The organism is Acidocella sp., from assembly GCF_035535915.1.
Lineage (GTDB): Bacteria > Pseudomonadota > Alphaproteobacteria > Acetobacterales > Acetobacteraceae > Acidocella.
On sequence record NZ_DATLPB010000017.1, the window covers coordinates 1 to 19,933 of the forward strand.

At 62.3% G+C, this 19,933-nt stretch carries 16 protein-coding genes; 10 read left to right on the forward strand and 6 right to left on the reverse strand.

Annotation, left to right across the window (positions count from 1 at the left end):
• The 4 genes from VNC39_RS01975 to hsdR form a co-directional block, all read left to right on the forward strand.
• On the forward strand, positions 1–625 hold a 625-nt coding region (locus VNC39_RS01975), incomplete at its 5' end, for a hypothetical protein (RefSeq protein WP_325395639.1).
• A 407-nt stretch (positions 626–1,032) separates the two neighbouring features.
• Positions 1,033–2,781: an N-6 DNA methylase gene (locus VNC39_RS01980; protein ID WP_325395641.1), complete on the forward strand. Its 1,749-nt coding sequence runs from the start codon at positions 1,033–1,035 to the stop codon at positions 2,779–2,781.
• Positions 2,778–4,043 carry a restriction endonuclease subunit S gene (locus VNC39_RS01985; RefSeq protein ID WP_325395643.1) on the forward strand — a complete coding sequence of 422 codons (1,266 nt, stop codon included), beginning with the start codon at positions 2,778–2,780 and terminating at the stop codon, positions 4,041–4,043. Before VNC39_RS01980 ends, VNC39_RS01985 begins: the two co-directional genes overlap by 4 nt.
• Positions 4,040–6,382, forward strand: coding sequence for an EcoAI/FtnUII family type I restriction enzme subunit R (gene hsdR / locus VNC39_RS01990; protein WP_325395645.1), 2,343 nt, complete (start codon positions 4,040–4,042; stop codon positions 6,380–6,382). Before VNC39_RS01985 ends, hsdR begins: the two co-directional genes overlap by 4 nt.
• Before the next feature lie 257 nt (positions 6,383–6,639).
• On the opposite strand, the gene VNC39_RS01995 is transcribed toward hsdR, so the two are convergent.
• Entirely contained in the window at positions 6,640–7,098 is a 459-nt protein-coding gene (locus VNC39_RS01995; RefSeq protein ID WP_325395647.1) for a HigA family addiction module antitoxin, read from the reverse strand.
• A 255-nt stretch (positions 7,099–7,353) separates the two neighbouring features.
• Between VNC39_RS01995 and VNC39_RS02000 the strand changes: the two genes are divergently transcribed.
• From VNC39_RS02000 to VNC39_RS02015, 4 genes are all read left to right on the forward strand, one after another.
• Positions 7,354–7,887, forward strand: coding sequence for a hypothetical protein (locus VNC39_RS02000; protein WP_325395649.1), 534 nt, complete (start codon positions 7,354–7,356; stop codon positions 7,885–7,887).
• Between the two features lie 244 nt (positions 7,888–8,131).
• Positions 8,132–8,455 carry a hypothetical protein gene (locus VNC39_RS02005; RefSeq protein ID WP_325395651.1) on the forward strand — a complete coding sequence of 108 codons (324 nt, stop codon included), beginning with the start codon at positions 8,132–8,134 and terminating at the stop codon, positions 8,453–8,455.
• Positions 8,456–8,593: 138 nt separating this feature from the next.
• Entirely contained in the window at positions 8,594–9,595 is a 1,002-nt protein-coding gene (locus VNC39_RS02010) for a magnesium transporter CorA family protein (protein WP_325395653.1), read from the forward strand.
• A 201-nt stretch (positions 9,596–9,796) separates the two neighbouring features.
• Entirely contained in the window at positions 9,797–10,237 is a 441-nt protein-coding gene (locus tag VNC39_RS02015) for a SufE family protein (RefSeq protein ID WP_408840035.1), read from the forward strand.
• Positions 10,238–10,397: 160 nt separating this feature from the next.
• Here VNC39_RS02015 and VNC39_RS02020 read toward each other — a convergent pair whose 3' ends face one another.
• The 5 genes from VNC39_RS02020 to ubiG all read right to left on the reverse strand — a co-directional run bounded on the left by VNC39_RS02020 (position 10,398) and on the right by ubiG (position 17,528).
• On the reverse strand, positions 10,398–12,389 hold the full coding sequence (locus VNC39_RS02020) for an FUSC family protein (RefSeq protein ID WP_325395657.1): 1,992 nt from the start codon (positions 12,387–12,389) through the stop codon (positions 10,398–10,400).
• A gap of 98 nt (positions 12,390–12,487) precedes the next feature.
• Entirely contained in the window at positions 12,488–14,716 is a 2,229-nt protein-coding gene (gene parC, locus VNC39_RS02025) for a DNA topoisomerase IV subunit A (RefSeq protein WP_325395659.1), read from the reverse strand.
• Positions 14,717–14,729: 13 nt separating this feature from the next.
• Positions 14,730–15,452, reverse strand: coding sequence for a DNA repair protein RecO (gene recO / locus VNC39_RS02030; protein ID WP_325395661.1), 723 nt, complete (start codon positions 15,450–15,452; stop codon positions 14,730–14,732).
• Between the two features lie 145 nt (positions 15,453–15,597).
• Positions 15,598–16,731, reverse strand: coding sequence for a M20 aminoacylase family protein (locus tag VNC39_RS02035; protein ID WP_325395663.1), 1,134 nt, complete (start codon positions 16,729–16,731; stop codon positions 15,598–15,600).
• Between the two features lie 77 nt (positions 16,732–16,808).
• Entirely contained in the window at positions 16,809–17,528 is a 720-nt protein-coding gene (gene ubiG / locus VNC39_RS02040; RefSeq protein ID WP_325395665.1) for a bifunctional 2-polyprenyl-6-hydroxyphenol methylase/3-demethylubiquinol 3-O-methyltransferase UbiG, read from the reverse strand.
• A 160-nt stretch (positions 17,529–17,688) separates the two neighbouring features.
• On the opposite strand from ubiG, the gene VNC39_RS02045 reads away from it, so the two are divergent.
• Both VNC39_RS02045 and VNC39_RS02050 read left to right on the forward strand, forming a co-directional pair.
• On the forward strand, positions 17,689–18,903 hold the full coding sequence (locus VNC39_RS02045; protein ID WP_325395667.1) for an aspartate kinase: 1,215 nt from the start codon (positions 17,689–17,691) through the stop codon (positions 18,901–18,903).
• A complete protein-coding gene (locus VNC39_RS02050) occupies positions 18,887–19,930 on the forward strand; it encodes an NAD(P)H-dependent flavin oxidoreductase (RefSeq protein WP_408840023.1) in 1,044 nt (347 codons plus the stop codon). Before VNC39_RS02045 ends, VNC39_RS02050 begins: the two co-directional genes overlap by 17 nt.
• The last annotated feature ends 3 nt before the right edge of the window (positions 19,931–19,933 follow it).

Here is a 19,933-nt window from a genome sequence, read left to right on the forward strand (position 1 = left end):
CGATGAGAATCCGGTAGACGACGAAGAGGCAACCGTTCGAGTGATCACTTGGGGTAACCACATGGCGGTGAACGCTTACCGGGACTTCCCCAACGTGATCTTGGCTGGGACGCTATTCATGCGAGACTCAAGCTATATCGCCATGACCCACCTGTCCCAGGGGAGACCAACGAGGGATGGCTTCAGGCCACGCTCCGAGATCATGGCAACCCAAAAGGGTGAGCACGCTCACTTCCTTCTCCAGGCCCTCTGTCGCGGTCGGGTGCGCCAGCTCGATGGTGAATACTGCAAACCCATGGATGCCTACATCATCGCTTCGGAGCGCAGTGGTGTGATTCAGCAGCTCCCGGAGATCTTCCCCGGCTGCACGATGAAGACTTGGCGCGAAGAGCCGAAAGCCATACCGAAGCAGGTTCGCATTGCCGTCGCTTACTTGAGGGCCATGATGGCAGAGGGGGTCATGCGGATCACCTACGAGACTTTGGCTGCCGTCGTGAAGGTGAGCAGACAGAACCTCGCTAGGGACGTCCTAAGCCATCCTGAGTGGAAGGCCGCAGCGCAAGCTCTGGGATGGAATACATCGGGCAAAGGCAGGCAGGCTCGCATGCTGTACCGCCTCGTGTGACCCCTAAGTTGTCGCTTCAGTTTTGCTTATAGGGCAATAGCAACTTTGAAGAGACAACCGGACCTCAGACGACGCCACGATGACCTGTAAGGCCGACAGACATCATCGTTAGTCATCTCATGTAGCTGAAGGACAACCACCAGAACCGCGTTTGGTACGCTCGGCGTGGTTCCGGTGGTCACCTGCCAACGACGTCGAGCTCAGGGGGCCGACCGGGCTCACTAAATAGCCACTCAGCCGGATCTAGGGCAGTCAGATTGGACTGACCAAAACTCTTACCCCACCAAGGGGCGCACTCGGACCGCAGCTATGTCCCCCTGCCCCCTGTCCTCAGCCTCCAGGTTGTCATTCTCAGTCCCATCACACAAAATCCCTTCCGACGGCTTTGGCCGCGAATCGGAGGCTTAATGGGACGTGAATCGCTGCATGATCGCTTTCTGGAGGTTCTGGGAGACCTCGGAGGCCGCGCGGGTAATGGCAAGCTCCAGGCCGAACTCGGCTGGAAGGAAGCCACTTACTTGCGTGTTCAGACAGCCCTTTTAGAGGCCGGAAAGATCATTAAAGGCCGGGGCCAGGGTGGCTCTGTGGCCCTCGTAGAGTCCTCCAACCAGAAGAAACCGGAGCCAGTGCAGCAGGCGGTCCCACTGACGACCGCCGTCCCCCGGCCAGCCGCCCCTTCCCGCGCCACCAACGGCAATGGCAGCAGCTTCGAGCAGATATTCAAGAATATCGACGACGTGCTCTGGAAAGAGGCCGGTTGTACGACCGAGCTGGACTACACAGAGCAAACCTCCTGGATGCTCTTTTTGAAGTACCTGGACGACCTGGAGGACGGCCGCGCCATAGCCGCAGAGCTGCACGGCGATGTCTATTCTCGCATCATTGATGAGTCGCATAACTGGGCCTCCTGGGCCGCGCCCAAGAAGGCCGACGGCTCCTTTGACCATGACCGCGCCCTCATCGGCTCGGACCTCATCGACTACGTGAACCGCGACCTCTTCCCCTACCTCCAGGGCTTCAAGGCCCGTGCAGCTGGGCCGGGTACCATCGAGTACAAGATCGGCGAGATTTTCTCGGAAATCCGTAACAAATTCCAAAGCGGCTATTCACTCCGGGACGCGCTGGAACTGATCGACGGGTTGCATTTCCGCTCTCAGGCCGAGAAGCACGAGCTGTCCCACCTCTACGAAGCCAAGATCAAGAACATGGGCAATGCGGGGCGCAATGGGGGCGAGTATTACACCCCGCGCCCGCTCATCCGCGCCATGATCCGGGTGGTGAAGCCTCAAATCGGCGAGCGCATCTATGACGGCGCGGCCGGGTCAGCTGGGTTCCTGTGCGAGGCGTTCGACTATCTGGCCCCCAAAGCCAAGACCACGGCGGAGCGGGAAATTCTGCAAAAGCGTACCTTCTACGCCAAGGAGAAGAAGAGCCTCGCCTATGTCATCGCCATCATGAACATGATCCTCCATGGCATCGGGGCACCCAACGTCGTCCACACCAACACCCTGGCCGAGAACATCGCCGACATTCAGGACAAGGACCGCTTCGAGGTCATCCTCACCAACCCGCCCTTTGGCGGCAAGGAGCGACCGGAGGTGCAGCAGAACTTCCCCATCAAAACCGGGGAAACTGCCTTCCTATTCCTCCAGCACTTCATCAAATCGCTGAAGGCCGGTGGCCGGGCCGCCATCGTCATCAAGAACACATTCCTCTCCAACTCGGACACGGCTTCGCGCTCGCTGCGGCAAGAGCTGTTGGAGAACTGCAATTTGCACACGGTGCTGGACTGTCCCGGTGGCACCTTCCAGGGGGCTGGTGTGAAGACGGTGGTGCTGTTCTTCGAGAAGGGCGCCCCGACGCGGCGGGTTTGGTATTATCAGCTCGACCCTGGCCGCAGCATGGGCAAGACCAGCGCCTTGAATGACGCGGATCTGGCCGAGTTTGTCACGCTCCAGGCCAGCTTTGCGGACTCTGAGAAATCCTGGTCCGTGGATGCCGCTAGCATCGACCCGGCCAACTTTGACCTTTCGGTAAAGAACCCCAACAAGGTCGAGGAGGTGGCACTGCGCGACCCGCAGCACATCATCGCTGAGATTTTGCGCCTGGATACGGAGAGCGCGGGAATCCTCGAAGGTATCAGGGGGCTGCTGTGACTGTTACTTGGGAAACAAAAGAATTAGGTGAAGTCGCTTATCTCGCTGGTCGCATTGGATGGAAGGGATTAACCGCGAAAGAATACACTACCAGCGGCCCTCTGTTCACGTCTGTTCACTCACTGAACCACGGCGACTATGTAGATTTTAGTGAGGCATTCCATATCACTCAGGAAAGATATGAGGAAAGCCCCGAGATCATGCTTGAGTCCGACGACATCCTTATTTGCAAGGATGGCGCGGGGATTGGGAAGGTAGGAATTGTCGGAAAACTTCCCGGACCTGCTACGATTAACTCCTCTCTGCTTCTCATAAGGGCAGCCAAAGGCGTTCATCCAAAATTTCTCTATTACGATCTTTGTAGTCCCTCCTTTCAGAAAATTGTACAAGACAAGATCGACGGCGCCACAACACCGCATCTGTATCAAAGAGAAATTCGGCAATTTCCTATACCCATCCCGCCGCTCCCCGAGCAGAAGCGTATTGTCGCCATTCTCGATGACGCCTTTGCGGGCATCGCAGCCGCAACCGCCAACGTCGAGAAGAACCTCGCCAACGCCCGCGAGCTGTTTGAGACCCACCTGAACTCGACATTCGACGTTGCCCCGGATCATTGGACGCAAAAACCTATGCGTAGTCTTGTGCAGATCAAGCACGGTTTTGCTTTCAAGAGCGAATACTTCACGGACGCTGGCAGCTATGTGCTTCTCACTCCCGGTAATTTCTACGAGGGGGGCGGATACCGTGACCGAGGTGGGAAGCAGAAATTCTATGTCGGAGAGGTCCCTGACGGCTTCGTCTTGGGCAAAGGTGCGTTTTTGATTGCAATGACGGAACAGGCTCCCGGGTTGCTAGGCAGCTCAATCATCGTTCCAGAGAGTGATAAATTCCTCCACAACCAACGGCTGGGACTGGTTTGCGTGAGGCCAGGAGCCCCGTGGTGCAATGAGTTTTTCTTTCACGCTTTCAACACGCGGCGATTTCGGCTGGCGGTGCATGACGGAGCATCAGGGGTGAAGGTTAGGCACACATCGCCAGATAAGCTGGGGCTTGTGGAAGTCAGCTTTCCAGAGAGCATCAAAGAACAGCAGAGCATTGCCGAAAACTTGGACGCCCTTCTGGATGAGACAAGGCGACTTGCTGGCATTTATAACCAGAAACTTCTTCGGCTGGCAGAACTCAAACAGGCTATCCTCCAAAAAGCCTTCTCCGGCGAACTCACAGGGCTGCCCGAAGAGGCCCTGCAAGAGGCAGCCGCATGAACGAGGCCGAAACCCGCGCTGAGCTGATCGACCCCGTGCTGAAAGAAGCAGGCTGGGGCGTGGTGGAGGCCAGCCGGGTCCGCCGGGAGGAAATAACGCTCGGCCGCCTGCAAGGGGCGGGCAAACGTTCTCGCGGGGATATCGCCGATTACGTGCTGACCTACCGTAACCACAAGCTAGCGGTGATAGAGGCCAAACGGCGGGACCTGTCCGACACCGAAGGCGTGGGTCAGGCCAAGAAATATGCCGAAAAACTCCAGGCCCGCTTCGCTTACTCCACCAACGGCGTGGGCATCTATGAGATTGACATGCATACCGGGGCGGAAGGCTATGTCACCCGCTACCCCACCCCGGACGAACTCTGGAACCGCGTCTTTGCATTGCAGAACGCCTGGCGCGACCGCTTCGCCGCCATCCCCTTCGAAGACAAAAGCGGCACCTGGCAGGCCCGCTATTACCAACACAATGCGGTGGAGAACACACTGGAGGCCATCGCCAATGGCCGCAACAGAATTCTGCTCACCCTCGCCACCGGCACCGGCAAGACATTCATCGCCTTCCAACTCGCCTGGAAGCTGTTCCAAAGCCGCTGGAATATCAGCCGCGAGCCCTCCCGCCGACCGCGCATCCTGTTCCTGGCGGACCGCAACATCTTGGCGGACCAAGCCTACAACGCCTTCTCGGCCTTTCCCGAGGACGCTCTGGTCCGCATAGCCCCGGATGCCATACGTAAAAAGGGCCGCGTGCCGAAGAATGGCAGCATCTTCTTTACCATTTTTCAGACCTTCATGAGCGGCCGGAATGCCGAGGGGAATCCCGCCCCAAGCTTTGGCGAATACCCGGCGGACTTCTTCGACTTCATTATCATCGACGAGTGCCACCGAGGCGGGGCAAATGACCAAAGCGAATGGCGGGACATCCTGGAGCATTTTGCGCCGGCCGTGCAGCTAGGCCTGACTGCCACGCCCAAGCGCCGGGACAATGTGGACACCTACGCCTATTTCGGCGAGCCGGTTTACACGTACTCGCTGAAGGATGGCATCAATGATGGCTTCTTGACTCCCTTCAAGGTCCGGCAATTCGCCACCACGCTGGATGACTACGTGTACACGCCTGATGACGAGTTGATTGAAGGGCAAATCGTCGAGGGCAAGCGTTATACGGAGTCCGAATTCAACCGGATAATCGAGATCAAGGCGCGGGAGGAGTACCGTGTCCGCACCTTCATGGCGGAGATCGACCAGCGACAGAAAACACTCGTGTTCTGTGCCACACAGGATCATGCGGCGGCCGTACGGGACCTCATCAACCAGGTGAAGACAGCCAAGGACCCGAATTATTGCGTCCGCGTGACGGCCAATGACGGTGCGCTGGGCGAGCAGTTCCTACGCACCTTCCAAGACAACGAGAAGACCATCCCCACGATCCTCACGACGAGTCAGAAGCTCTCAACAGGCGTAGACGCCCGCAATGTCCGGAACATCGTGCTCATGCGGCCGGTGAACTCCATGATCGAGTTCAAGCAGATCATCGGGCGCGGGACGCGGCTGTATGAGGGCAAGGACTATTTCACGATCCTGGACTTCGTGAAAGCCTATGAGCTGTTCAACGACCCGGAATGGGATGGCGAGCCAGTTGAGCCGGTTGTAACGCCTCCACGCGGCCCCTCAGGCCCCAGCGAGCCCAACCCGGAGGCACCAGACCCGACCGAGCCGGATCCTACAGAGCCGCAACGGCCTCAACGGGTTAAGATCAAGCTGGCAGACGGCAAGGAGCGCACCATACAGCACATCAGTGCCACCAGCTTTTGGGGGCCAGATGGCAGGCCGATTTCCGCCAAGCAGTTCATGGAGAGCCTATTTGGACAACTTCCGGAGCTGTTCAGGGATGAGACTGAGCTGCGGGCCATCTGGGGTCGCCCGGATACACGCAAGGCACTGCTGAACACGTTGGCCGAGCGGGGCTTTGGTGGCGAGCAGCTTGCGGAGATGGGCAGGGTCATTGACGCCCAGAGGAGCGATGTATTCGACATCCTCGCCTACATCGCCTTCGCTCTGCCCCCGATTACCCGTGCCGAGCGTGTGGAGAAGCATCGGAGCGAAATCCTCCCCCGGTACGACGCCAAGCTCCAGGCGTTCATCGACTTCGTGCTGGGCCAATATGTGGCGCAGGGCGTGGAGGAACTGGACCAGGACAAGCTCGCCCGCCTGCTGGAGCTTCGATACCAAACCCTGGCTGATGCCACGGCAGAACTGGGGGCCGCACCTGTCATCCGGTCCGCCTTTGTCGGGTTCCAAGAGTTCCTGTTCAACCGGGATTCACCACCAGCACAGGCTTAGGTCCACCTAGTGCGACATCCGCCGGGCTCTGGTTCCCCCTGGCAACGTATGTCTATGTGATCAGCCGTGGCGGGCTCTGACCCAGTTGACACGTTCCCACAAACGTTCCCACATGCAGCTATAGTTTAACCCTCCGGGCTTTCAGAGGCTGGGCTTTCCCTAGAGTTGCTGCGGTCAGGACCGTATCCAGGTCCCCCAGCCAAGTTTTTCATCATCTGGACGATGTCGTCCGGCTTATCGGCCAATTGCACTAGCGATTAGTTTCGCGGCTTTCGGCATGGCGGTCGCCTCGGAACGACACGGGACGTTTTTGCTTTCTGGCCGTGGCTACAAGCCATTTCTCGTGTCCGAACGTCCCGCATGATCTCAGCCCTATGCAACCGTCGTTCGACGGCCAAATCGTAATTGGTTTGCAGGTTCATCCACGAACTCGCATCGGTTCCAAAATACTTGGCAAGCCGCAGCGCGGTATCAGCCGTAATCGCTCGTTTTCCGGCGAGGATGGCGTTCACACGGTTGGGCGGAACGTGGATATCCATGGCCAAGCGGTAAGCTGACAGGTTCAGGGGCTCCAGCCACTCCTCGCGCAGGATCACGCCGGGCGGGACCGGAGCAAGCGCGGAAATATCAGCGTCGATGACACCGGACAGGTCGATCCGGCCCGTATCTATATCCCCCCGCCATCTCACTGAAAAATTCAGAGATTTCAAAAGCATCAAGCAAATCAAGTGCTTGCTGCTTTCTCGTGGTGCGGAAGCACGCCATTGGCGTCGGTCGCGTCCTTGTTGATTTGGATCAATGCGAGACCGGTCTATGGCAAAGTATCATGAAAACCCGGATTCCGTCGCAGGGCGACGACAGACGGATGGCCGGTTTGTCGGACGGGCATGACCGCATCGAAGCGGCGATGGGCTCGCGACGAAGTCATCCATAGTCAAATTCAGCAGCAGGAAAAGGATAGGAGGTCGATTATGAGATACCGTACGGCAACCATTCTTCTCTCTGGGGTGTTCGTGGCGCTCTCCTCAAGCGCCCTCATGGCGGATGAAGTTCCCCAATCAGGCACCACGTCCTATGTAACGCATTTTGTGTTCCATCCCGTCTCCAGCGTCGATGTGAAGGGTGTCGGCAAGGTCGTTGCACTGGAAGCCGTTGGCCCGACCGAGAATCTGAAGGGCGAGCCGATGTTTGATAAGATGGTGGCGAAATGCGCCGCCGTCAGCGTCGATACAGCCGGCAAGAAATACATAGACGGTGCTTGCGCGCTGACCGACAAGGATGGCGACGTCATATTCTCCACCTTCGATACGCGCGACCTCGATAAGTCACAGCCAAAGATGGATTGCGGCACCCACACGATCACGGGGGGGACTGGCAAGTATGCGGGGATCACGGGGAGCGAACCATTCGCGTGCATCACGAAGCCGACACCGGCAGGAGAGCCGGCCGGCTCGTTTGCGATTGACATCCCGCACAACACGAGTTGGCAGATCATTAAGCAATAAAGGCGGTGCGCGCTGTCATCCGCGGCCCTTCCGGGTAGCCGGAGTTGTCTGCGTGTTCCCGCCGCCAAAAAATGGTATGCAGGTCGTCGTGAGCGAATGTTTTTTGCTCTTTCCGCCGACCCGCATGCGTGGCAGCGTGTTTGACGTGATTTATGGCGTCGCTGCCGTCAGAGGTCCGGCTCTTTGAGGGAGTGCGATGATGCGCAGGCCTTTTTGGTTCCCAATCGCGTTGACGGCGGCGGTCATGGCTTTGGGCCTTGGCAGCCAGGCCGGGGCCCAGATGCTGGGTAACGGCCAGTACGGACCTCTCCCCGGGCCCGCGCCCATTCCGGAAAGCAACGGCCTGGGGGCGGGACCTGGGACGACCCAGAATGGCGGTACCGGCGCCGCGGCCGGGATGACCGGGCCTGCGTCCGGTCCGGGTACTACGGGCGGCGCCAGTAACGGCGGCTATGGGCCGAATCTCGGCAATTTCGCCCCCAGCCTGGGCAATTTCTCCCCCGGCGCCAACGGCTATGCGCCGAGCCTGGGCAATTTCGGGCCGAGTTCCGGAAACGGCGCGCAGTAACCGGCGCACTGGACCACTCTGCCTCATCCAAAAATTCCCGAGCCCCATGAGCCGGGCCCGGAGGGGCACCGGACTTGCAAGCGGCGGAAGCCAGACGGTAGGCTTTAGGCACCGATAAACCAGACCGACGGAGATATCGTGCTTCAAGCCTATGCTTGTGAAGGCAGCCGACTGACCGCGATTGCCGCCCCGGTGTCCGACGAGCACCTGCGCAATGCAGTCTGGGTCGACATGGTATCGCCCACCCCGGAGGAAATTGCCTATGTGGTGCGCCTCACGGAGCTTTCGCTCCCGAATGAGGCCGATCTGGCGGGGATCGAAAATTCGAGCCGGCTTTCCTCCGAAGCCGCGCCCGGCGGAACTGTGCTGACCCTTTCCATGCCGCTGGTCTACAGGCCGGCCGAGGGAGGGCGTAGCGCGCCGCTCGGAATCGTGCTGACGCCCCAGCGCCTGGTGACCATCCGCTTCGCGCCCAGCCTGGCCTTCCGGGATTTCGCCAAACAGACTCATGAACCCGCCGAGCCGCGGAGCGCGGACATACTGATCGGGCTGTTCGAGACCATGGTCGGGCGTCAGGCCGACGCCCTCGAACTGATGAGCGCCGAGATCGACCGGATGTCCGGCCATATTTTCCATTTGAAGCTCGATACCGCCGGCATGCAGGAAGGCGCGCGGCGGCGCCAGCAGGAGACCGAACTGCGCACCATGGTCACCACTTTGGGGCGGCTTTATGATTCGATCTCCCGGGTGCGGGATTCCCAGCTCGGGATCGCCCGCATCATCCCCTATATCGGGACCTCGGCCGACTGGGTGCCCAAAACCATGGCCGCGCGGCTGCGGACGGTCGGGCACGATGTCGGCTCACTGAACGAATTCATCACGCACCTGACCGACAAAGTGCAGTTCATGCTGGACGCCGTGCTGGGGCTGATCAATGTCGCGCAGAACGATTTGATGAAGGTCCTGACCATCGTCTCGGTGATCGGGATCCCGCCGACCCTGGTGGCCGGAATCTACGGCATGAACTTCGTCCACATGCCGGAACTCCATTGGAGTTTCGGCTACTGGTACGGGCTCAGCGTGATCGCGGTGACCTCGGTCGCGCCCCTGCTCTGGTTCCGGCGCAAGGGCTGGCTGTAGCGTCGGAATTCAGAAAAAAGAAAGAAGCCGCTTTTTGAAAAAAGCGGCGTAAAAACTTTTTGTTATGCTGGGTCATGGGCTGCGCCGCCGACAAAGCCCATAGCCCAGCATAGCAAAGTTTTTTTGCTTCTTTTTGTTCACAAAAAGAAGCCTTCTCTTTCTGTCGCCCGTCTTGCCCCTGCTCCGGTTCAGCGTAAAAGGCTGGCTGTGACGCAATTTTATCAACCTGAAGATGACAGTGCCGCGGCGGCGATTGCCGCCATCGGCGACGAGCTTTCCCTGTTCGACGATTGGATGGACCGTTACCAGTTCATCATCGAGCTCGGCCGCAAGCTGCCCCCCTACCCCGCCGCATGGCAGGACGAGGCGCATAAGGTGCAGGGCTGCCAGAGCCAGGTCTGGCTGGCGGCGGACCAGGAGGGCGACAAATTCTATTTCACCGGCGCTTCCGACGCGGCCATCGTGTCCGGCCTCGTGGCGCTGGTGCTGCGCGTCTATTCCGGGCGTGAGCGGGCGGAGATTCTCGGCACCTCGGCCAAATTCCTGCACGATCTGGGCCTGATCGGCGCGCTGTCCTCCAACCGCGGCAATGGCGTCGCGGCGATGGTCGAGCGCATCCAGGCGCTTGCCAAGGCCGGCTAAGGAAGTAAGCAGCCGCTTTTTGAAAAAAGCGGCACAAAAACTTTTGTTTATGCTGGGCCTGGGGCGTTGTCGCTGACACAGCCCATGGCCCAGCATAACAAAGTTTTTTTGCTACTTTTTGTTCACAAAAAGTAGCCTTCCTTCCTTTCTTTCGCTTCCCTTACAGGGCGATCAACTCTGCTTGACGCGCAAGCCTGGTCAGGGTTTCGGCGCCGGGGCCGGGCGGCAATTCCGGCCGAGGGCGGCGGTTATTGGAGAGGCAATCCTCGAGCCAGCTTTGCCACGCGGTCCAGAGCGGCCGCTCGGCCTCGGAGATGGCGGGGCGGTCGAGCGAAAGCACGGAAAGCCGCCCGGCCATGCGCCGGAGCGCCGCGTCCACCACCGCGCCGCGTTCGATGGCGTGATCCTGCCGGCGATGCGGCTCCAGCAACGCGCGCGAAAGAGCGGCTTCGAGATTGTTGCTGGCCAGGCCCGCGGCGCGGCGCGGCGCGGGCCTGGCCGGCTTGTCCGCCAGCAGCGCTTCGAACACCGCGTGCACGTAGCCGATATGGGCGCGGATGGCTGCGGTGATGCTGGGGTCCAGCCGCCCGCGCTCAAATCCCGGCCAGAGGAGCAGATTGCCGAGAATCGCCAGAACGCCCCCCAGCAGCGTGTAGCCGATCCGCGAGATGGCGATGCCGAATTCGCTGTTGCCGGGGGCGAACTGTTCGATCAGCAGCACGATCATCGGAGTCAGCACGGCGATGTAAGCGGTGTAGCTGACCGAGCGGATCGCGAAGGCGAAGATGGTCAGTGGCAGCATGGTGAAGGCCAGTTCAACCGGCGTCTTGCTGATCAGTCCGATCCCCGCTGCCACCAGGGCGCCCAGCGCGGTGCCGACCACCCGCTCCGCCGAGCGCAACCATGTGGCGGAGAAATAAGGCTGCAGGCATAAAATCAGGGTGAAGACCGCCCAATGCGCGTAGGGATCGCCGTCGACCATCGACCAGGCTAGCACCGGCGCGGTGAAGGCCGCGGTGCGGAGGGCATGGCGCATGGCGACGGAAGAGAGGGAAAAATTCTGCCGTAGTGGGCCGAAGATGCGCTGGGAGAGCGGCGGCGGCGCCATCACCGAGCCGGGCAGCGGCTGCGCCGCGGCGCGCGCCACCGCGATCAGCACGGCGAAATGTTCCGCCACGGCCTGCATGACATGCCGCGCCTCGGAGTCCGCCGGCAGCACCTCCAGCGCTTCATGCAGGCCCTGCAGGCTGGCCTGCTTCTCCGCGGTGTCGAGGGCTCGGTCAGCCTCGATTTCGGGGCCGATTTCCGCCAGCCATTCGGCAATCATCTGCACCGGGCGCGCCGCCAGGCCACGGCAGCTGGGGATGCTCTCCAGCGTGTCCGACAGCGCGATCAGCGCCTCGAAAATCGATTCGAGCGTTTGCAACCGCAGGGACAGCTGCGTGCCGCGTGGCGTGACCAGCCCACGGCCACGGAATGTCTCGAAAGCGACGGTGCGCGCAGTCTCGATCGTCTCCCGCACGTCACGCCGGTGCCGGGCCGCGTGGTCCTCAAACGCTTCGGTGCTTTCGGCTTCATCCGCCAGGACGGCCAGCTCTTTGGCGAGCTGCGCCAACTGCCGGCAAACGTCGGCGGCGGCCCGCCGCGAGGGCGCATAAGGGTGCAGCCGCCAGATCACCAAGGTCAGAATCACGGCCCAGGCGGCCCCGGCGGCGAAATTCAGGCCGGCCATCGCCGCCAGGTGCAGGCCGGTGAGCGGCGTGCCGACCGCCAGCACGATGACGACCGACAGCAGGCTCCCGACCTGCTGCCCGACCTGGCCATAGACCCGCACATAGCTGCTCGCGAAAATCGCCAGCCCGGCGATGAGGGTGGAAATCCATATGCCCTCGCCGCGGAGCAGGCCGAACGTCGCATAGGCGACGAGGCTGCACAGCGCGAAGGGGATCACCGCCCTGACGCGCCGGTTCATCGTGCCGCCGGGATCGGCGAAGCAGGTGAGCAGCGCGCCCAGCGCTGCCAGATGGAAATGCGGCAGGTCGAAAAGCTGCGCCACGATCAGCATGGCGGCCACCGCAATGCCGGCGCGCGTGCCCTCGGCGAGCGAGACGGCGCGGGGATTGAGGGCGATCGGTAGGTCACGCAACTTCATGGTGAAATCCGCGCCGCCGGAAGGATCTGACTCATGCCCTGTGCGTCACCATCTCCTGGTGGCTTTGGTTAGCCGGAATTGTGGCAAGGTTCGGGCCGCTAAACGGCCTCGTCGCCGAATTTGCCCGATTTCGGAAATCCGTTGGGCGGCAGGCGGCCGGCCTGGGCGCGGCTGCCGAGCCATTCGGTCAGCTTTGTCTCGGTGCGGGTGTTCGCGCCGAGGCGCCAGGTGAGACCATTGGCAAGCGCGAACACCTTCACGTCGGCAATGCCGCCATCCTTGTATTTCTGCAGTTGCACCCCCGCACCTTTGGGCATTTCCGGCACCTCGGCCAGGGGAAAGACCAGCAGCTTGCGGTTCTGGCCGATGACGGCGACATGGTCGCCATTGGCCGGCACGCAGGCATGCCATTCCTCGCCTGGTTTCAGGGTCAGGATCTGCCGCCCGGCGCGGCGTTCGGAGACCAGCTCCGCGCCCGGCACGATGAAGCCCCGGCCAGAGCTGGAGGCGACCAGATATTTGCCGAGCATGTCGGCCAGGAACAGCCGCAGAATGCCATCCTCGTTGGGCAGCTCGATCATCAGCCGGATCGCCTGGCCGTCGCCGCGGCCACGTGGAATGTCGGAGGCCTTGATGGTGTAGACGCGGCCATTGGTGCCGAGCAAAGCGAGGCGGTCGGTCGATTCACAGCGCAGCAGGAAGGCCAGATGGTCGCCTTCCTTGAATTTCAGCTCCGCATCGTTGGCGAGATGCCCTTTCTGCGCGCGGATCCAGCCTTTCTGGCTGAGGATCACGGTGATCGCCTCGCGCTCCACCAGCGCTTCGGCGACAATCTCCACCACCGGGGCGGCGGCGCTGATCTGCGTGCGCCGGGCGCCGAGCGGGCCGGCGCCGAATTTTTCGCGCACCTCGGCGATCTCGCCGGAAATCTTCTCCCAGCGCTTGCCTTCATCCTTGAGCAGCGCGTTCAGCGATTTCTGTTCCGCGGTCAGCTTCTTATGCTCGTTGCGGATTTCCATCTCTTCGAGGCGGCGCAGCGAACGCAGCCGCATATTGAGGATCGCCTCGGCCTGAACCTCGGTCAGCGTGAAGGTCTTCATCAACACCGGCTTGGGCTCGTTCTCGGTGCGGATGATGCGGATCACCTCGTCGAGATTGAGGAACACCGCGAGATAGCCTTCGAGGATTTCCAGGCGCCGGGCGATGGCATCAAGCCGATGATTCGAGCGCCGGACCAGCACTTCATGGCGATGGTCGAGCCAGGCGCGCAGCAAATCGCGCAGGCCCATCACGCGCGGGGTGCGGCCATCCGCCAGCACGTTCATGTTCATCGCGAAGCGCGCTTCCAGCGAGCTCGCGCGGAACAGAGAGGCCATCAGCATGTCGGCATCCACGGTGCGGGATTTCGGCTCCAGCACCAGGCGGATCGTCTCGGCGCTTTCGTCGCGGATATCGGCCAGCAGCGGCAGCTTCTTTTCCGTCAGCAGCAGCGCGATCTGCTCGACCAGGCGGGATTTCTGTACCTGGTATGGAATTTCCGTGACCACGATCACCCAGGTGCCGTTCTTTTGCGGTTCCTTGACCCAGCGGGCGCGGGTGCGCAGCGAGCCCCTGCCCGTCTCGTAGGCGGCGCAGATCGTGGCCTCGTCTTCCACCAATTCGCCGCCGGTGGGGAAATCCGGCCCGCGCAGATGTTGCAGCAGCGTTGCCGTGTCGGCTTCGGGATGGGCGATGAGATGCATCGCCGCGGCGCAGACTTCGCCGGCATTATGCGGCGGGATCGAGGTCGCCATGCCCACGGCGATGCCGCTCGCGCCGTTCGCCAGCAGGTTCGGGAACGCGCCCGGCAGCACCACCGGCTCCAGCTCCTCGCCATCATAGGTGGCGCGGAAATCCACCGCGTTCTCGTCGATGCCGCGCAGCAGAAGCTCGGCGATCTCGGTAAGGCGCGATTCCGTGTAACGCATCGCCGCCGCGTTATCGCCGTCGATATTGCCAAAATTGCCCTGGCCCTCGATCAGCGGGAAGCGCGAGGAGAAATCTTGCGCAAGCCGCACCAGCGCCTCGTAGATCGAGGAATCGCCGTGCGGGTGAAACTTGCCCATCACGTCGCCGACCACGCGGGCGCATTTCTTGAAGCCCGAGCGCGGGTCCAGCTTGAGCTGGTGCATGGCGTAGATGAGCCGGCGATGCACCGGCTTCAGCCCGTCCCGCGCATCGGGCAACGAGCGCGACATGATGGTGGAGAGCGCATAGGCCAGATAGCGTTCCGAAAGCGCGTTCCTGAGGGGCGCTTCCTCGATCTGGCCGCGAATATCATCCGGCATGCTTCAACTCCTGCTACTGTGCCGCGAGGCGATCCGACAGCAGGTCATAAAGACGCGCGCGCGCCGTTGGAAGGGGGCGATGGCGGCTGCCGAACACGTCCCGCTCCAGGAAATGCTGGGTCAGGCGCAGACCGGCAACGAGATCGGCCAGACCGGGCTCCGTGTCGTCCAACAGAAATTCCGGCAGGCTCAGCAGGCGGTCCACCCATTCACCGGCCTGGGACAGCGTCACGGCGCGGCCGGTGCGCGGCGAGACATAGGCCAGCCGGTCATTGCCGCCGGCGCTGGTGGAAAAATCCAGCCCGAAGCCGAGTTCGCGCAGAAGCTCGACCTCCCAGCGCACCAAAGCGGGCAGCGGAAAGCCGAGAATGTCGATGCCCGCCAGCAGCCTGGTGAGGCCGGCGAAGACATCCGGATGCGGCTCGCGCTCCGGCAGCGCCCCGGCGGCAAGCGCGCAGGCAGCCTCGAGCACCGCAAGATGTTCGGCATTCTGCATCGCCAGCGCCGCGCCGGGATGCACCAGCTCCCCCGTGAGGGCGCCAAGCTGCTCAGCCAGCCGCGCCACCCAGCGCGCCGAAAGCAGGTTGCCCTTCTGCCAGATCGCGACCTTGCGCCGCGAGGCACCGCCTTTGGCGAGCCCCCGCCATGCACCGAGCGGCGTGAGCACGGTGACCAGCAGATCGCCCTCGCCATAGGCGGCGGTCTCCAGCACGATGGCGGGTTCCTGCCACTCCATCAGGAAGTAAGCAGGCGCTTTTTGAAAAAAGCGCCGCAAAAACTTTTGTTACTTTGGGCCCCCGGCGTTGAAACCAGCACGGCCCAGGTTAAAAAAAATTTTTTGCTTCTTTTTTTCAAAAAAGAAGCCCTTTCTTGCCTTTGCTTTACTTCAGCGCAGCCTTCGCCGTCTCCGCCAGGTAACCGGCCGCGATCGGCAGGATCTCGTCGTTATAGTCGAAATTCGAATTATGCAGCCCGGCCGAGGGGCCGTTGCCGATCCAGGCATAGGCGCCGGGCACGCGCTCGAGGAAAAAGCCGAAATCCTCGGCCCCCATGGTCGGGCGCATATCGTGCCGCACCTTGCGCCCCATGCCGGCGGCAACGCCCGCGGCGAGGTCAACTTCGGCTTCATGGTTAACGGTCGGCGAGAGGTAGGCGAAGAATTCGTGTTCCGTCTTGAGGTTGAAGGCGGCGGCGGTGTGCTCCGCCACTTCGCGCATGCGCTGCTCGAGGAGTTTCATCACCTCGGTGCTGTGCGCGCGATAGGTGCCGCCGATGCTTGCGCTTTCCGGGATCTGGTTGAAGGCTTCGGCACCCTGCATCCGGGTGACGGAGATCACCGCCGATTGCACCGGCTCGACATTGCGGGCGACGATGGCGTTCAACGCCACGATCAAATGCGCAGCCCCCTGTACCGGGTCGGCGGTGAGATGCGGCATGGCCGCGTGGCCGGCATGGCCGGTGAGTTTGATGGTATAATTACCGGCGGCGGCCATGCTCGGGCCGCGATGCAGCATCACCGTCCCGGTCTCGAGATTCGGCCAGTTATGGTAGCCGAAAATGCGTTCCATCGGGAACCGCTCGAACAGCCCGTCCTCGATCATGGACATCGCGCCGCGATAGCCTTCCTCGGCCGGCTGGAACACGAGATGCACGGTGCCGGACCAGCTCGAATCGTCCAGCAGCAATTTGGCCGCACCCAGAAGCGAGGTGGTGTGCCCGTCATGGCCGCAGGCATGCATCACGCCCGGCGTCTTCGAGGCGTAGGGCTTGCCGGTGGTTTCCGTGATCGCGAGCGCGTCCATGTCGGCGCGCAGGCCGACGGAGCGGTTGGAGGCGCCGCGCGTCAGCGTGGCCACCACGCCATGTCCGCCGACATTGGCGGTGTAGGGTATGCCCATTTCCCGCAATTTTTCACAGACGAAGGCCGCCGTGGCGGATTCCTGCAGCGACAGCTCAGGATGGGCGTGCAGATGGTGCCGCCAGGTGGTCAGCGTTTCAGCGAGGTCGAAAGGCATGACGAATACCCCTTAAATCGAATGACGGAATGCATAGTTGAGGTTTTGCCGGGTTTTGTCGAGGCGGTCAGGAGGCCTCAAGCCTCGGCCATGGCGATGTAATTGACCGACATGTCCCGGGTGATGGCAAAGCCGCGCCGCAGCGGCGAGAAGGACATGCCCGCGCTGTCGGCCAGGCGCAGCCCGGCGCCGCGGCAGAACCGGCCAAGCTCCTCCGGCGTGACGAAGTGCTGCCAGTCATGCGTGCCGACGGGCAACAGGCGTAGCAGATACTCCGCGCCGAATTTCGCCACCGCGTAGGATCTGGCCGTGCGGTTCAGCGTGGAGAGGAACAGCAAACCGCCCGGTTCGAGCAAAGCGGCCAGGGTCGCGACGAACGCGGCCGGCTCGGCGACATGCTCGATGATTTCCAGTGCCGTGATCACCGCATATTTCCGCCCCTCGGCGGCGAGGGCCTCAGCGGTGCCGGCGCGGTAGGCGAGGCGCAGCCCCCTGCCCGCGGCACTGCCCGCAGCATGGGCCTTCGCCGCTGCGATGGCTTCCTCGCCGGCATCCAGCCCGAGCACGTTACACCCGGCTTCCGCCAGCGACTCGGAAAGCAGCCCGGCGCCGCAGCCGACATCCAGCACGGCGACGTCGCTGCCGCCGAATTTCCGACGGATACGCTCGAGAATCCACCCTGCGCGGCAGGGATTCATCATATGCAAGGGCTGCATCGGGCCGGACGGGTCCCACCAGCGCGCCGCCAGCGCGTCGAATCGGGCGATTTCTTCGGGTCTGACCGAACCTTTTTGCATCGCGCCGCACTCCCGCCGGGCCATGGCACGGCACAACTGCCCGGCCCCTAGAAAATCGCTCTATAATGAACCCCTGTCGGACGACGCCTCAACGTGTTGCACCGCCAAACATTCAGGCTGTATGTGACGCCCCGGGCGGATTTCCACAAGGGATAGGTGAATGGCGCGTATCGTTATGAAATTTGGCGGCACTTCCGTTGCCGATCTGGACCGGATCCGCAATGTCGCGGCGCGGGTGAAAGCCGAGGTCGATCAGGGCAACGAGGTGGCCGTGGTGGTTTCAGCCATGGCCGGCGCCACCAACCAGCTGGTCGATTGGTGCCAGAAGCTTTCCCCGCTGTTCGACGCCCGCGAATATGACGCCGTGGTGGCGACCGGCGAGCAGGTGACGGCGGGGCTGACGGCGATCGCCCTGCAGAATCTCGGCGTCGACGCGCGCAGCTGGATGGGCTGGCAGATCGCCGTGGAAACCGACGGCCAGCATGGCAAGGCGCGCATCGCCTCGATCGAGGGCGAGGAACTGATCGCCCGCATGAAGATCGGGCAGATTCCGGTGGTTGCCGGTTTCCAGGGCATCGGCCCGGACAATCGCATCACCACGCTCGGCCGCGGCGGCTCGGATACTTCGGCGGTGGCGCTGGCGGCGGCGCTGCAGGCGGATCGCTGCGACATCTATACCGACGTGGACGGCATCTACACCACCGACCCGCGGATCGTGCCGAACGCGCGCAAGCTTGCTAAGATCACTTATGAGGAAATGCTGGAGCTCGCCTCGGTCGGCGCCAAGGTGCTGCAGACCCGCTCTGTCGAGCTGGCGATGAAGGAGCGCGTGCGCGTGCAGGTGCTCTCCAGCTTTACCGATGCCCCCGGAACTCTGGTTGTTGATGAGGAAGAAGTCGTGGAACAGGAAATCGTCGCTGGTGTCGCTTATTCGCGGGATGAGGCGAAAATCACCGTGCGCAAGGTGCCGGACCGTCCGGGCATCGCCGCCGCCATTTTCGGCCCCCTGTCCGACGCCCATGTCAATGTCGACATGATCGTTCAGAATCTCGGCGCCGATGGCACGACCGACATGACCTTCACCGTCGGCAAGACCGATCTTCCCCGCGCCTTGCAGGTGCTGGAGACGGCGCGCCAGGGGATCGGCTATGCCGAAATCGCCTCCGACCCGAATGTGGCGAAGATTTCCGTGGTCGGCGTGGGCATGCGCAGCCATGCCGGGGTAGCGAGCACGATGTTCCGTACCCTGGCCGAGCGCGGCATCAACATCCAGGTGATCTCCACCAGTGAGATCAAGGTGAGCGTGCTGGTGGCGGGCGAATATATTGAGCTGGCGGTGCGCGCCCTGCACACGGCCTATGAACTCGATGCTTGATCTCCTGCCCCAGGCCGAGGCGCGCTATAAAGCGCTGCAACAGCGCGGCGCCGCCTTCCTCGGCACCGAGACGGCGATTCTTGGCGGCGCGATGAGCTGGGTGAGCGAGCGCAACCTCGTCGCCGCCATTTCCAACGCCGGCGGCTTCGGCGTGATCGCCTGCGGGGCGATGAATCCGGCGCTGCTGGAGGCGGAGATCGCCGGAACCCAGGCGCTCACGAAAAAGCCGTTCGGCGTCAACCTGATCACCATGCATCCCCAGCTCGACGAGCTGGTGCAGGTCTGCCTGCGGGCCAAGGTCGGGCATATCGTGTTCGCGGGCGGGATTCCGCCGGGCCCGGCAATCCGCGCCGCCAAGGATGGCGGGGCCAGGGTCATCGCCTTCGCGCCTGCTCTGGTGCTGGCGAAGCGCTTCATGAAATCCGGCGTCGATGCGCTGGTGATCGAGGGGGCCGAGGCCGGCGGGCATATCGGGCCGGTATCGCTCACCGTGCTGGCGCAGGAGATTCTGCCGCATATCCGCGACGTGCCGGTGTTCGTCGCCGGCGGCATCGGCCGTGGCGAGGCGATCTTGAGCTATCTGGAGATGGGCGCCGCCGGGGCGCAGCTCGGCACCCGCTTCGCGGCCGCCACCGAAAGCATCGCCCACGCCAATTTCAAGCAGGCTTTCGTGCGCGCCAACGCCCGCGATGCGGTACCCTCGATCCAGCTCGACGAGCGTTTCCCGGTGATCCCGGTGCGCGGTCTGGTGAATGAAGGCACCAAGCGGTTTCTCGCGCATCAGGCGGAAGTGGTGCAGAAATTCCAGGCCGGCACGCTCGACAAGGGCGCGGCGCAGCTGGAGATCGAGCATTTCTGGGCGGGCGCGCTGCGGCGCGCGGTGATCGACGGCGATGTGGAAACCGGATCGGTGATGGCCGGCCAGTCGGTCGGCATGGTCACCGCGATTCAACCCGTGGCGGATATCCTGGCGGAACTGAAGGCCCAGGCGGTCGCCGCCTTGGTGGCACGTGCCGCAGGATCTTGAGAT